Here is a 15,086-nt window from a genome sequence, read left to right as displayed (position 1 = left end):
TTAGTTAAGTTATTTGTTTTATTATCATCATTTGTTTTACTCACTTTTTTAGTTCTCCTTTCTTTTTTAACTTGGTCGATACTTTGACTGAATGGGATATAGGAGGGCTTTGCCCTGAACCTACTATAAATCAAAATCTCTTTTAAAAATGTTATTTCTAAAGTCAGTAACTCGGCCGATACTTTGACTGAATGGGATATAGGAGGGCTCCGCCCTGAACTTACTATAAATCAAAATCTCTTTTAAAAACGTTATTTCTAAAGTCAGTAACTTGGACGATACTTCGACTGAATGAGATATAGGAGGGCTCCGCCCTGAACCTACTATAAATCAAAATCTCTTTTAAAAACGTTATTTCTAAAGTCAGTAACTCGGACGATACTTCGACTGAATGGGAGATAGGAGGGCTCCGCCCTGAACTTACTATAAATCAAAATCTCTTTTAAAAACGTTATTTTTAAAGTCAGTAACTCGGACGATACTTTGACTGAATGGGAGATAGGAGGGCTCCGCCCTGAACTTACTATAAATCAAAATCTCTTTTAAAAACGTTATTTCTAAAGTTTATAATGAAGATAGATACATGCTTTAGTAAAAAACATCACTTCACTCGATGTTTTTATGTGTAACGGTGTTATATTTAACTATAACACATAATTTTTATAATGTCAAATAATAAACAGAAAATTATTAGGAGTTTTGGATAAATGGGTAAGATTTTCATTTTTATCCACTAAGGTTTTGTGAAAAATAATTAAAAATAGGAGAAGTATTCAATAAAAAAATTGAAGATTTAGTAAAGCCTTCTTCTAGTTAGCGAGTGATTCAATAAAGTAGGCACTGCAAAAACTAAATTAATATTGTTTTTTCTTTACTTGAGACCCAATAAAGAATTCTATTCTCTAATATTGAGAAATTCGTCCTTTAATATGTCCATAAAAATAATATCGTATCGTTTATTATTAAAAAATTTTGCTTGTCTCCTTTTACCAATTACTTTAAAGCCAACTTTTTCATATGCTTTTATTGCCCTTTTATTATAATCAAATACCTCAAGCATTATATTTTGTAAATTAAGAGCGTTAAAGCCATAGTCTAGAAGTAGTTCCATGGCTTCTGTCCCATATCCTTTTGATAGATATTCTTTGTCTCCTATGAATATACCTAGTGTAGCTGTTTGATTGATGTTGTCGACATTGTTGAGTGAGCAATTACCTAGAGGTTTATCTGTAGCTAAATCAACTATGGTAAAGGCTGTGTCGTTGTTTTTTGCCATATCTTCTAGAATCTCTTTTTCTCTTAGGAGGGATACTATTTTATCATCTACCAAAAGATATTGAGATATTTCAGGGTCATTTAGCCATTCAGTATACTTTTCAAAGTCGTCTGGGTTTACCGGTGATAAATAACATTTTGTTCCAACCATCTTTTTAAAGTATCTTGCCATGCTATTCGCCTTCTTTAATTTTCCCATCAGTTCGTAAATTTTTACTACTTTCCACTTTTTTGATATTATTTTACACCAGTTATTATATCTTTTCTGTTTTTAATTTTTTAAGAAGTTTTTGCCATTTTCAGTTAAGCAAGTTACATTTATTGATTGAAAGTTTTACCGGATGAGAATGAAGTAGAAGTTGTAAAAAAGTGTGTGTTAAAAAATAAAAGGGAGTTTTTATCTCCCTTTTATTTTGCAAGTTTTAAAATATTTAAAACGTCTTCTTTATATAGTTTTACAAAATTTCCTATTGGTCCTTTTTCAGTTGCTTTTTCAGCCATTTCTTCGAATCTATCATCTGGTACTTTTAAACCACTTAAGGTTATAGGTAAATTTAATTCTTCTTTATAGAACTTTTCTAACCTTTTTATTCCTTCAAGAGCTGTTTTTTCAAGATTGAAAAAGTCAGGCTCAACATTCCATACCCTAGTTGCATATTGAGCAAACCTATTGATGTCATGCCTGTATACATATTTCATCCAGGCTGGGAATAGTACAGCTAAACCTGCTCCATGAGCAACATCGTAAATGCCACTTACTTCATGTTCTATATCGTGAGTTGCCCAATCTTCTTCTCTTCCAGTTCCTAACAAACCGTTGTGTGCGACAGTTCCAGCCCACATGATCTGGGCTCTGACATCGTAGTTATGTGGATCTTTTAAAGCTAGAGGTGCATATTTTATAATTGTTCTCATAGTTGCTTCACTGAGTCTATCAGTTAAATCAACATTTTTTGTGTTAGTAAAATATCTTTCCATCACGTGAGTTAGCATATCTACTGCTCCAACTGCTGTTTGGAAAGGTGGTAGAGTGTAAGTTAATTCTGGATTCATTATGGCGAATACAGGTCTTAAGATATCGTAGTTGATAGATCTTTTGTACCAACCATCTTCATTAGTAATTACTGATCCCATGCTAGCTTCACTACCAGCTGCTGGTATTGTAAGGATAACCCCTACTGGTAGAGCTTCTTTCAATGTTCCTTTTCCTTCGTATAATTCCCAAACATCACCCTCGTATTTTACTCCAGCCGCAATTGCTTTTGAGGAATCTATAACACTTCCTCCTCCGACAGCTAATATAAAATTAATGTTTTCTTTTTTACAGATCTCAATACCTTTTCTTACTAAACTCAATCTAGGATTAGGCTGTACTCCACCAAGTTCAATAAACTCAACATTTGCATTTTTTAATGAGTTTACAACTTTATCGTATAACCCAGTTTTTTTGATACTTCCTTGTCCATAGTGAAACAAGATTTTATTTGAATATTGTTTAGCAAATTCTCCAACTCTTTCTTCAGTGTTTTTTCCAAAAATTATTCGTGTAGGACATACCCATTCAAAGTTGTTCATATAATATCACCTCTTTATATTTTAGTTATGGATAAGGGTTTAGACCTTATTAATCCTTTAAATGTTGATAACTGCTAAATTAGCGGATGATGGTAAGAGAGGACTGCTGCCTTTATAACCTGCTTTACAATTTTGTACCTTGAAAAATTGTTAATTGACAAGACTTCACCCTGGCTTAACAAATTAAATTCAAAAGGTTGCTAACGTTTCTTTTTATATTGTGTCTCTTTTGATAATGTAGTTCTTTTCATGATATAATTATTACAACACAATTATATCATTAGAAATTAGTTTTTTTATCGGCAAGAATATTAAAAATCTTTTAAGGGGGAGTACATATGAAGCTGAAGTGGAAGATAACAATCTTGATTTTATTGGTGTTGGCGTTACCTGTAGTAGTTATTATTACTTATTCGACTCTGAATTATGGTGATACCCTTAAAGATAAAGCCTCACAAATAATCCAGATAAATAATGAAAAACTAGCAGACTTCTTTAGTCAATATATAAGCGACTTAAAAAGGGTTGCTTCTACCATTGCTTCAGACCCTGATGTAACAAATGTAATTACTCAGAGTACCGAAGAAACAGAGCGTATGTACTTGAAACTTCAAAATTATTGTGAACAATATCAAGAATTTATAGGTGTGTATGTTGGAACAAAAAATGGGGACATGTTTATGAGGCCTGTTGAATCGGAAAAGCAACTTTCAAAGGACTTTGATCCTAGAACTAGGCCTTGGTACAAAGATGCTGTATCAAAACCTAACGAAGTTATTATTACAGATCCTTTTTTAGACGTTGTAACAAAAGATACTATTGTCGCAATTTCAAAGGCAGTAAAAAATAGTAAAGGTGAAATAGTAGGAGCAGTAGGTATAGATCTTTCCATGTCAAAGATAAGTGAAATGCTTAAGAAAGATCTAGGATTTAAAGAAACTTTGTTTGTGATAAACAATAAAGGTGTAATAATATTTCATCCGGATTCTAAAAGGATTGGATTAGATATCTCAAACGAAAGTTTTTTTAAAAATTTGAAAGGGCAATCAAATGTATCTTATGTTAAAGATGGCTCAGTATTTTATACGTGTACAAAACTTAATGGAATTGATTGGACGTTGATAACTGAGGTTAACGTTAAAAATTTATTTGGTGAAGTTAGATCAATCACTAACGTAAATCTTTTTATAGTTATAATAGTTGCGGTTTTAGCTATATTATTGGGGATATTCTTTACAAACAGGTTTATTACTAAGCCAATTAATCAATTAAAAACTCATATCACTGAAATTGCAAAAGGAGATCTTACACAAAAAGTAGAAATAACTTCAAAAGATGAAATAGGAGAGATGGCAGGGGCATTAAATGAGGCTATTGAAAGTTGGGCAAATTCAATAGTTTCGATAAGAGAAGGAGCTATTAATATAGATGGTTCTGCATCAGAGATAATGAATATTTCCAGGAACAGTGCAAAATCTTCTGAAATCTTATCCCAGAAGGCCTCAGAAATTAGTGAAAATGCTCAAGATACTTCAGCTTCAGTTGAAGAAGTAACGTCTGGTATTGAAGAAATAGCAGCATCAGCGCAAAATGTTTCTAGATCTGCTCAAGAGCTTAATCGAGCTGCATCTGAAACTGAGAATGCTGCTAATGAAGGCTTGAAATCAATAAATTCAATAAGTGAAACAATAAAAAATGCTGTTAATAAGTCAAAAGAAACTCAAAGTGTTGTAAAGGAGTTAATTGAAAGGTCTGTTAATATAGGTAAAATTGTTGAGACCATCAATTCTATAACAGAACAAACTAATCTTTTAGCTTTAAACGCTGCTATAGAAGCTGCAAGAGCGGGAGAAGCAGGAAGAGGATTTGCGGTAGTAGCAGATGAAATAAGGAGTCTTGCCGAAGAATCAAAAACAGCGACTACTAAAATAGAAGAAATTCTTGATGGAATTAAAGATAGTACAAACATTGTTGATAACTTTACAAATGAGACTGTTGAAATAATAAATCGAATAGATGATCAAATGACAGATATAAGTTCTAATTTTAAAGAGATATTATCTATGGTTAAAAATTTAAATAATGGCATAGATAATCTAACAGCCACTTCACAAGAACAGAGCGCCAGCACAGAAGAGATGAGTTCGGCAATGGATAGGGTCGCTCAAGCAGTTAATTCTATAAGTGAGAGTTTGCATGAGATTTCTAGACTGATTTCTACCCAAAAAGAAGACGCCAAAAAACTTGAACAAAGCGCAAAGACGCTTTCTGAATTAGCTGAAGAACTCTCAGAAAAAATTAAAATGTTTAGAGTATAGGAGAAAGTATTTTGTTTAAACTGTATTTAGCTTATTATTTAGAAGTACTAAGTGATAGTCAATTAGAAACTATATCTAAATTAAAGTTTGAAACTTATGAAAGAGATGGCATTAACAAATTTAGAAAGGAAATAAATTCTAAAAAAGAAACCTACAACGTTCTAAAAATATTTAAAATATTTGAGATAGTTCCAGGATACGCAGTTCAAAAAGAGGATATATATTATGATTTTGACGAAGAATCGCGTGAAAAGAATGATTTAATAATCTCTGAACTAGGGCAAGATTTTTTGATTTTTTTGTTAACACTTTTAGAAAATGAAAAAGATTCTATATTGAAAGCTAGAGAAAATATAGGTTCGATGTTAGAATCTCTTTCGTATGATTATATGGTTCAAATAAGTTTGTGGAACAAATATGGATTTGCAAGGCTATATATAAAACAAGGTGAAAAAGATCTAGGTTTTATAGATTTGATTAATAGGTGGTATAAAACGGAACAGGAATATAAGATTTTTTTTGAAGATTTACTAAAAGATAATCGAGTAAAAAAATTGTCTAGTTATTTTACCAGAAAAGAAGGTTATGTTAAAATTACTTAACAAACAAAATTAAAGTTGAAAAAGCGTTAAGAGCGTCTAATCGTCTTTTATGATGATTAGACGCTTTTATTTTAGGATAACGACTATTTATAGAGATTGAGAAATGTTACTATAAATTGTAAAATGTATTATGAGGATGAAAAATATTTCATAAGGGGGTTATTTTTATGTATAGGGTTGCAATTTGGGGTTTTGGAGCTATGGGAAGTGGAATAGCAAGGAATGTTTTGAGTAAATATGACTTACAATTAGTTGGAGTTTATGATATTAGAGAAGAATATATTAATAGAGATGTAGGAGAACTATTAGGTTTGGGAAAAACAGGAATTAAAGTGTTTGATAATCCCGAAAGAATGATCGTTGAAACTAATCCCGACCTTGTTGTAATAGCAACCTCTTCTTTCATATCGAATGTAAAAGACCAAATAATTACAGTTTTAAGAAATAATGTGAATGTCATTACAATAGCAGAAGAAATGGCTTACCCTTTTTACACGGATATAGAAGCTGCTAATGAAATCAACAATGTAGCTGTTAGACACAATGTAAGTGTTTTAGGAACAGGTATAAATCCTGGTTTTGTTCTTGATACGTTAATAATAACTTTGACGGGGGCTTGTTTAAACGTTAGAAAGATAAAGGCTTCAAGAATAAACGATCTTTCTCCTTTTGGGCCCACAGTGATGCAGACTCAAGGTGTAGGTACGACACCTGAAGAGTTTGAAAAAGGGATTAGAAATGGCTCGATAGTTGGCCATATAGGATTTGAACAATCTATAGATATGATTGCGGATGCTTTAGAATGGAATATTACCCACATTGAAGAAACTAGAGAACCAATAATTTCAAGTGTTGTAAGAGAAACAAAATATGTAAGGGTAGAACCAGGAATGGTTGCTGGTTGTAAGCATATTGCTAAGGCATACTCAGAAGATAAATTGGTAATCGAATTAGAACATCCTCAACAAATTCTTCCTGAACTTGAAGATATTGAAACTGGTGATTATATTAATATTGAAGGTAATCCTAATATTTCTTTATCAATAAAACCAGAGATTCCTGGAGGTAAGGGTACTATAGCCATTGCTACTAATATGATACCAAGTGTTATAGAAGCGGAACCTGGATTAGTAACTATGTCTGATTTACCTATTCCAAGAACGTTAATAGGGGAATTTTATTGAAAGGAGAGATTTTATGAAAGCCAAAAAAGGAGATTGGGTTCAGATTCACTTTGTTGCTTTGAAACCTCAAGAAAGGTCAGAACACTTACCAGAAGATACAAAAAAAGTCCCTTTTGAAATCCGCATAAAAGGATTTTTGCAAAATGATCAAGCTAGTATAGGTGATTTAGTTGTTATAAAAACTCCTATAGGCAGAATTGTTGAAGGGAACTTGGAAAAGATAAATCCGAAATATGAGCATAATTTTGGAGAGCCCATTGCTGAACTTTTAGAAATAACTTTGGATTCACTTTTTGAAGGTGATAGAAATGGATAAATCTTATGAAGCTATAATGAACAGGCAAACAGAAATAATTAGAAAATCAATTGGTGTTGACTACGACAAATTTGAAATTGAAGGTATAGCATTTGATTATCAAAAGATGATGAAAGAAGCTGGTTATACAATAGCAGAAGTACAGAAAATACAAAGAGAAACTGCAGTTGGGAATACACCTTTAGTTGAATTGAAAAATATAAATGCCTTGGTTAGAAAGAATTCTGATAGGGGCAAAGGTGCGAGAATATTCATAAAAGATGAACAAACAAATCCTTCAGGATCGTTTAAAGATAGAAGAGCATCTGTAAGTGTATATAGGGCTAAAGAATTGGGCTACAAAGGAGTTATTGCGGCAACAAGTGGTAACTATGGTGCAGCTGTTGCATCTCAAGCTGCTAAAAGAGGTTTAAAATCGATAATTGTTCAAGAATGTTTTGATTCAAGGGGTGTTGGCCAACCGGAGATTTTAGAAAAAGAAAGGTCTTGTGCTGCATATGGAAGTGAAATAGTTCAAACTACGGTTGGTCCAGAACTGTTTTATTATACATTGCTACTTCTAGAAGAAACAGGCTTTTTTAATGCTTCTCTTTATTCTCCTTATGCTATCGCTGGTATAGAGACTTTAGGTTGGGAGATAGCTAAACAAACGCAACAAATTACAGGTAGGTTTCCTGATGTAGTAGTGAGTACTCATGCAGGTGGTGGTTTAACCACAGGTACAGCAAGAGGTCTTCAAAAGGCCGGAGCAACAAATACCCTAGTAGTTGGTGCAAGTGTGGATCTTAGAGGTCTTCATATGGCTTCTGATAATGATTTTAATAGAAAATCATTTACAACAGGACACACAGGGTTTGGTATTCCTTTTGCAGTGTTTCCAGATAGATCTGATGTTCCAAGAAATGCTGCTAGAGTTCTCAGATATATGGACAGATATGTCCTTGTTACACAAGGAGAAGTCTTCTATATGACAGAATTGCTTGCAAAGTTAGAAGGGCTTCAAAGGGGACCTGCTGGAAATACCTCATTAGCTGCTGCTTTTGCCTTAGCAAGAGAAATGAACGAAGATGAGATAATAGTTGTTAATGAAACTGAATATACAGGCGCAGGAAAATTACCTAGTGCTCAATTAACATTTGCAAAACAAAACAACATCGAAGTAAAAAAAGGAGATCCGATAAAAGAGGATAAACCCGGCGAAAGGATAGTAATTCCAGAGAGTCCTTTACAGATCGGTTATATAGAAATACCAATGATGCAATTAAAAGAATCATATATAAATCAACTTTTTAAAAGATTAAATAAAACAGAATTTACTAGAAAAGAAATAGAATTTATTGCAGAAGACATCAGAGAAAGTGTTGGAACGGTCCAAAAATTGATAGAAAAACTAAGGGCATAATTTTTTATGTGAGGTGTTGTTTATGAAAGAAAGACCAGATGATTTTATTGAGAGGTCAGAGAAACTGCAACACATGACAGATGAAGAGTTGAATAAATACTTTTGGGAACTTGCAGAAAGGGTGGTAGAACCTTTAGTAGAACTAGCTCAAACGCATACTTCTCCCTCAATAGAGAGATCTGTGCTGCTTAGAATGGGATTCAACTCGTTGCAAGCAAAGGCTCTTGTTGAAAGAATTTCTCAAGAAAGGCTTTTATCTAAAGGTGCAGGCAATGTAGTATATCAGCTTGCGAGACTAAAAAATATTGATATCTTGCAAGCAGGCGAAGAACTGATAAAAGGAAATTATTGGGAAGAAGTAGAAAATTTATTCAAAGGTGGGAGTGTAGATGAAACTTCAACCAAATGAAAAGATAAAAGTAGAAGAAATACTGAAAGATCTAGAAAATTATATCCCAAAAAGAAAAGGGTGGACTTGGAGGAAAAAATTACCTGAAGGAATAAAAAAAGGTGATTTTGATTATTATCAAATAAGCGAAGATTTAAAAAATTCTGTACCTTTACCTTCTGCGCACTATTTTGATAATATTGATCCTCAACCTGATACTGTAATAACGTCAGAAATTGCTTCGGGTAGGTTTGAAGAAGATATACGAAGGATGAGAATGGCTGCGTGGCATGGAGCAGATCATATAATGGTTATTAGAACACTGGGTCAAAGTCACGTAGACGGTCTTCTTGAAGGGACGCCCGAAGGAACTGGGGGTATTCCGATAACTAGAAAGCAGCTTAGAGCTACCAGGAAGGCTTTAGATCTTATAGAAGAAGAAGTTGGGAGAGAGATAAATCTTCATAGTTATGTATCAGGGGTAGCAGGTCCTGAAATTGCGGTACTTTTTGCTGAGGAAGGGGTAAATGGGGCACACCAAGATCCTCAGTATAATATATTGTATAGAGGAATAAATCCAATAAGGTCTATTGTAGATGCTGCAGTTGCAAAGAAAATTATGGCTTCTGCTAATATGCTTCAAATAGATGGGGCTCATAATGCCAATGCATCTGCTAAGAAAGCTAGAAATGTGATGCCTGAACTACTTGTACAGCATGCAATAAATTCATTATTTTCTTTAAAAGTTGGAATGAAGAAAGAAAATATTGCTTTGTCAACCGTGCCACCGGTTGTTTCGCCTTCACCAGAATTTAGAATAAATTTAGTGTATGCAGTAACCTTAAGGGAATTATTTAATGGATATAAATTTAGGGCTCAAATGAACACAAGGTATATTGAGTCAGATTTGTTTGATGCTACCAGGATACATGTTTTAAATACAATGATATCAAGATTAACATCTGCTGATATACAATCAACAATTACCCCTGACGAAGGTCGAAACGTTCCATGGCATATTAATTCTATAAGAGGGGTTGAAACCGCAAAACATACCTTAATATCTGCAGATGGGATAAAAAAATATGTCAAACTTGATGAGGGAAAAATAAGGGAAGAAGTTAGGGAATTAAAGATGAGAGCTATCTTGATGCTTGAAGAAATTATTGAAATGGGAGGTTATTTTGAGGCGCTAGAAAATGGTATGTTCGTTGACAACGGTTTTTACCCAGAAAGAGCAGGAGATGGCATCGTCAGATCTAAGAATGGAGAAATTGCTGCAGGAACTGTTGTACCAAGAGATAAAGACTATATGGCACCAGTATGTGAACATTTTGGGTACAATAATTTACCCAAAAATATCGAAAAACCTTGTGATTTAATTGACGGATGTACGTTACATAAAAGAGAAAAGATTCAGTATATAGATGAATTAGACGAAGAAGATAATGTTGAAAAAAGGCTTTCTGAAATAAAAGAATATAAAAGTCAAAATCTTGTAAAACCAGAAGTTGAATGGAGCTACGATGGGTGGATCCAGTTAGATATGACTATACCAGAACCAGAAGAATATGCTCAAGCAGCCGCAATAGAGATATGCAAAAGAATGGGCCTAGAAGAGATACAAGTTATAGGTAAAACAATTTTACATCCTGCAGAAGGTACTTATTTAGAGTTGAAAGGAAAGGTTCCTTTTTTTGTTAAAAAAGATGAATTACAACTTCCAAAGAAAGAAGAATTACTTGATGATGAAGAACTTTTTGATTTTTTTAGTAAACATAAGGTAAAGGTTGTAGCAGGTACTATTGGAAATGATGAACACAATATTGGAATAAGAGAAATTTTGGATATAAAACATGGTGGCATAGAAAAATATGGAATAAGTTATGTGTACTTGGGTACCTCTGTACCACCAGAGAAGATCATAGATGCTGCGATAGAAGTAGGTGCGCAAGCAATACTGGCTTCTATGATAATTACCCACAACGATGTTCACATTCAGAACATGAGAAAATTACATCAAATAGCCGTTGAAAAAGGGGTAAGAGATAAAATATTAATAATAGTAGGAGGGACTCAAATAACTAATGATTTAGCTGTTCAAAACTATATGGATGCTGGGTTTGGAAGAGGAACTACCGGTAAACATGTTGCAACTTTTTTAACAAAAAAGCTGAAAGAAAAAGAAATCTAAATAGTAATAAATTAATATCGTTTAAATATAATTAGGGTTCTCGCACCCTAATTATATTTTTATATGTAGATACAGAATTTTAGCCATTACATTCATAATTTTTGATATAATAAAGTAAATGTGATAATTTTGGGGTTGTTTTAAAAGAAATCTATTAAAATCGAATAATTTTAAATCTTAAAGTATTAGGGATTTAATTGTGGTTACAAGGGTGCTATACTAAATTCACAAAGGGGCTATACGACGAAAAAATGTGGATTTAACAAGTTAGTATAAGGGCAATGATCCTTTCAATTTTCTTCGTGTGAATATTAAAGCATAAATATCCTAAGAGGTTGTGTGGATATAAATTTTTTAAAAGGAGGAGGAAAGTAATGGGTTTTCAAATAAAAACGAAAGCGCTGAGAGATGCTATAGAATTAGCTAATAACGCAGTTTCAAGAAAAACTACTAACCCAATTTTATCTGGCGTGAAATTATATATTGAAGATAACGTTTTGCATATCTATACAACTGATTTGCAAACAGGCTTCCACAAATGGCTAAAGGTTGAAGATGCAGAAGGTCCTTTTTCGACAGTTGTTGAACAAAGGGTTTTTTTGGAGATATTATCGAGCCTTTCTTCAGAAACTGTAAGAATAGATTTAGATGGTGTGGTTAGATTGGCTGGAGGGAATTCTAATTTTAAACTTCCAATGATGGATCCGGAAGAGTTCCCCGCCTTGACCTTTGATGTTTCTGGTAACGCAATATTTTTAAATAAAAATGTCATTTCTAAAATGATAGATAAGGTTATGTTTTGTGCTCTAAAGGATAGTTCACCTTTATCAAGGAATCTTAATTCTATTTATTGGGATTTTCGAAGAAGCGGCTTTTTAAATCTAGTAGCATCAGATTCTTTTAGGTTGGCTTTATCTGAAATTGAAGTGGGGGAAGAAAATCTTCTTTCACCTTTTCTTTTATCTTTGAGAAGTATAGAGGAGTTGAGATTGATATTATCTTCTGCTAAAACTGAAAAGATAGAAATCATTCAAAGTGGTTCACAAGTACTTTTTAACTTTGAAGAAGATGATTTACAGTTGATTTTTAATACGGTAGAAGCAGAATTTCCAGATTATCTGTCAATTATTCCTCAAGGTTTTATAACTAAAATTAAAGCTAAGACATCTGATTTTTTATACGTTATGAAGAGAATGTCTATAGTTTCTGGAAGGGAAGAATATACGCTATTAAACATAAAAGATGGAATTATCACTTGCTATGCAAGTTCGCCTGATGTTGGTGAAGTCAGAGAAGAGATAAAGGTTGATCAAGAAGGAGAAAATATTGAAATAGCGTATTCACCAAGATTTTTTAGAGAGGCTCTAGAGAAGATAGAAACAGTAGAGTTTGAATTTAATATTTCAGGAGAAGAGAAACCCACGGTTTTAAAGCCTTTCGAAGATAATAGCTATATGTATATAATAATGCCTAAAAGGAAAGCTTAATAAATGTTGAAAATAGGTTTTGGTTATGATGTACATCCTTTTGAAAAAGATAGAAAATTGGTAGTTGGTGGTGTAGAAATTAAACATCCAAAAGGTATAGGATTATCTGGTCATTCGGATGCAGATGTGTTGTTTCATGCGTTGATAGATGCATTATTAGGAATGTGTGATATGGGTTCAATAGGAGAATTATTTTCTGAGACAGATGAATATAAAAATATTTGTAGCTCTATACTTTTAGAAAAGACTTGGCTAAAGATTAATGAAAAGTATAACGTAACAATAAATAACATAGATTCCACGATTATTTCAAGAAGTTTACAAATTGCTCCTTTGGCTAATTTTATGAAAAATAATATATCTAAAATATTGAAAATACCAACAAATATTATTAGTATAAAAGGAAAAAGTGGCAATGGGCTTGGAATAGGCGGGACTGACCAAGGTATAGAAGCATATTGTGTTGTTCTAGGTGATGTTATTGAAATATAGAAAAATTCATGACTTTGATTTATCAAGAGAAGAAATGGTTCACATTCAAGAAAGACTAGCACAAGAAGTTGAAATTATTCCTTACCAAGGTGTTCCTCAGATAGTTAGTGGAGTAGATCTATCTTTTCAAAGAGATAAGGCAATTGCTGTTATCGTAACGTTTGACTATAAAAGCCTTTCTTTGATAGATTTGACATGGGCAATAGAGTTTGTAAAGACTTCTTATATGCCAGGATTTCTTGCTTTCAGAGAATTACCTATTTTTTTAAAGGCTTGGGAAAACCTTCAAGTTGAACCTGATGTTGTGTTTTTCGATGGTCAAGGCTACGCCCATCCTCGAAGAATGGGGCTCGCAACTCATGCCTCTTTTTTTATTGAAAAACCTACAATTGGTATAGCAAAATCAAAGTTAGTAGGTGATTTTGTGGAACCTGGATACAAAAAGGGAGATTATTCTTTTTTGTATCATAAAAACGAAAAAATAGGGATCGTTTTAAGAACCAAAGATAAAGTTAAACCTGTTTTTATTTCTCCAGGAAATTGGTTAGATTTTGACGACTCACTGAGATTTACACTACATTTTTGTACCAGATATAGAATCCCAGAGATAACTAGACAAGCACATATATACACTCAAAAGTTAAAAGAGAGGGGATTTTGGTGAGCCAAAAAAAATCAAGAAATTTTATATACTTTGCGATGGTCATTTTTTCAATGGTTATGAATACCCTTGCTCCGCTTATGACCTCTATTCAAGAACGATTTTCAATTTCAGTAGCGGTATCTTCAATACTACCTTTTATAAGTACTTTAGGCACAATGATTTCTAACTTTGTTGGAGGATTTTTCATAGCACAGGTAGGATATAATTTTTTTATGATTAGTACTATTATTATTCAAATATTGGGTCTAATTTTATTTTCGTTTGCAGTTAATTTTCCTATGGTTGTAACTGCAGTTTTTCTACTAGGTTTTGCTACCGGTGGCGTTTTTCTTACTTTGACATCGTCGTATTCTCATTTAGATGAAAACTATCAAAACTTCGGTGTTTATAACGCTTTCTTTGGCTTTGGTGGAATAATAGCTCCTCTGTTGGTAAGTCTTTTTTTGAGACTAAATTTAGATTTTAGATTTATTTATCTTTTCCATCTTGTTTTAACTTCTATTGTTTTAATATATCTTTTGGTACGTAAACCTATACCAAATATCAAGTATGAAGCAATTAAGTTTAAAGAAGCATTGAGCATAATTGGTAATAAATTTGTTTATTTGTCATTACTGATATTTTTATTGTATTCAGGAACAGAAATTGGAATAATTACATGGAGTGGTAATTTGTTCTATAGTGTTTTCAATTACTCAAAAGAATTTTCTTCTATTATACTTAGTTTGTTTTGGATAGTTTTTACTTTCGGAAGATTAATAACAGAGTTTTTAAATAAAAAATTAAGTGAATTAGGAACGATAATATGGTTTTCTTCCTCAGTTATAATTAGCATAGCTCTTTTACTTATATTTAAACATTATATATTCTTTTTATTTGTTGGTTTTAGTTTGTCAGCAATATTTCCCACCATACAAAAATATACTAACCAACATCTTCCGAAGAAATGGCTCGGTATATATAATGGGCTAGCATTTGGTTCAACCGGGGTTGGAGCTATGATCATATCGACATCTATGGGCGTTGTAGGAGAAATTAATTTTGTTATATCTTATTTGATACCCTTTATAACCTTTGGTTTGATAATTTTTACAACACAAAAGCTGAAATTGGAAAAAGCACCAGAAGAATAAATTAAACTAAGAATCACATAATTCAATCAGATAATAAGATCGAATAAAATAGTTTT

13 protein-coding genes are annotated in these 15,086 nt (G+C 32.6%); 11 read left to right on the top strand and 2 right to left on the bottom strand.

Annotated features, from left to right (window positions below; all coding sequences use genetic code 11):
* Positions 1–895: 895 nt before the first annotated feature.
* Positions 896–1,447: a GNAT family N-acetyltransferase gene (locus PKN74_RS06915; protein WP_472309934.1), complete on the bottom strand. Its 552-nt coding sequence runs from the start codon at positions 1,445–1,447 to the stop codon at positions 896–898.
* A gap of 236 nt (positions 1,448–1,683) precedes the next feature.
* On the bottom strand, positions 1,684–2,850 hold the full coding sequence (locus PKN74_RS06910) for an iron-containing alcohol dehydrogenase (protein ID WP_472309932.1): 1,167 nt from the start codon (positions 2,848–2,850) through the stop codon (positions 1,684–1,686).
* 338 nt (positions 2,851–3,188) lie between these two features.
* Here PKN74_RS06910 and PKN74_RS06905 point away from each other — a divergent pair, with 338 nt between their 5' ends.
* The 11 genes from PKN74_RS06905 (at position 3,189) to PKN74_RS06855 (ending at position 15,030) form a co-directional block, all read left to right on the top strand.
* Positions 3,189–5,168, top strand: a complete 1,980-nt coding sequence (locus PKN74_RS06905) for a methyl-accepting chemotaxis protein (RefSeq protein WP_472309930.1) — start codon at positions 3,189–3,191, stop codon at positions 5,166–5,168.
* 11 nt (positions 5,169–5,179) lie between these two features.
* Positions 5,180–5,770 carry a hypothetical protein gene (locus PKN74_RS06900; RefSeq protein ID WP_472309928.1) on the top strand — a complete coding sequence of 197 codons (591 nt, stop codon included), beginning with the start codon at positions 5,180–5,182 and terminating at the stop codon, positions 5,768–5,770.
* 167 nt (positions 5,771–5,937) lie between these two features.
* Positions 5,938–6,954 carry a 2,4-diaminopentanoate dehydrogenase gene (gene ord / locus PKN74_RS06895; protein ID WP_472309926.1) on the top strand — a complete coding sequence of 339 codons (1,017 nt, stop codon included), beginning with the start codon at positions 5,938–5,940 and terminating at the stop codon, positions 6,952–6,954.
* A gap of 13 nt (positions 6,955–6,967) precedes the next feature.
* Complete coding sequence (gene ortA / locus PKN74_RS06890; protein WP_472305121.1) at positions 6,968–7,270, top strand: 2-amino-4-oxopentanoate thiolase subunit OrtA; 303 nt, start codon at positions 6,968–6,970, stop codon at positions 7,268–7,270.
* The gene (gene ortB / locus PKN74_RS06885; RefSeq protein WP_472309924.1) at positions 7,263–8,672 is read left to right on the top strand and encodes a 2-amino-4-oxopentanoate thiolase subunit OrtB; all 1,410 of its coding nucleotides are present in this window, start codon (positions 7,263–7,265) and stop codon (positions 8,670–8,672) included. The genes ortA and ortB overlap by 8 nt, the downstream gene beginning before the upstream one ends.
* A gap of 22 nt (positions 8,673–8,694) precedes the next feature.
* Positions 8,695–9,081 carry an ornithine aminomutase subunit alpha gene (locus PKN74_RS06880; RefSeq protein WP_472309922.1) on the top strand — a complete coding sequence of 129 codons (387 nt, stop codon included), beginning with the start codon at positions 8,695–8,697 and terminating at the stop codon, positions 9,079–9,081.
* A complete protein-coding gene (gene oraE / locus PKN74_RS06875; RefSeq protein WP_472309920.1) occupies positions 9,062–11,254 on the top strand; it encodes a D-ornithine 4,5-aminomutase subunit OraE in 2,193 nt (730 codons plus the stop codon). The genes PKN74_RS06880 and oraE overlap by 20 nt, the downstream gene beginning before the upstream one ends.
* A gap of 374 nt (positions 11,255–11,628) precedes the next feature.
* The gene (gene dnaN / locus PKN74_RS06870; protein ID WP_472309918.1) at positions 11,629–12,741 is read left to right on the top strand and encodes a DNA polymerase III subunit beta; all 1,113 of its coding nucleotides are present in this window, start codon (positions 11,629–11,631) and stop codon (positions 12,739–12,741) included.
* A 3-nt stretch (positions 12,742–12,744) separates the two neighbouring features.
* Positions 12,745–13,233: a 2-C-methyl-D-erythritol 2,4-cyclodiphosphate synthase gene (ispF, locus tag PKN74_RS06865; protein WP_472309916.1), complete on the top strand. Its 489-nt coding sequence runs from the start codon at positions 12,745–12,747 to the stop codon at positions 13,231–13,233.
* Positions 13,217–13,897: an endonuclease V gene (gene nfi, locus PKN74_RS06860; RefSeq protein ID WP_472309936.1), complete on the top strand. Its 681-nt coding sequence runs from the start codon at positions 13,217–13,219 to the stop codon at positions 13,895–13,897. The genes ispF and nfi overlap by 17 nt, the downstream gene beginning before the upstream one ends.
* Positions 13,894–15,030, top strand: a complete 1,137-nt coding sequence (locus tag PKN74_RS06855; RefSeq protein ID WP_472309914.1) for an MFS transporter — start codon at positions 13,894–13,896, stop codon at positions 15,028–15,030. The genes nfi and PKN74_RS06855 overlap by 4 nt, the downstream gene beginning before the upstream one ends.
* Positions 15,031–15,086: the final 56 nt, after the last annotated feature.

Origin of the sequence: Defluviitoga sp., from assembly GCF_035349255.1 — a bacterium.
Taxonomy (GTDB): domain Bacteria; phylum Thermotogota; class Thermotogae; order Petrotogales; family Petrotogaceae; genus Defluviitoga.
This window is presented reverse-complemented; position numbering and strand designations above follow the sequence as displayed.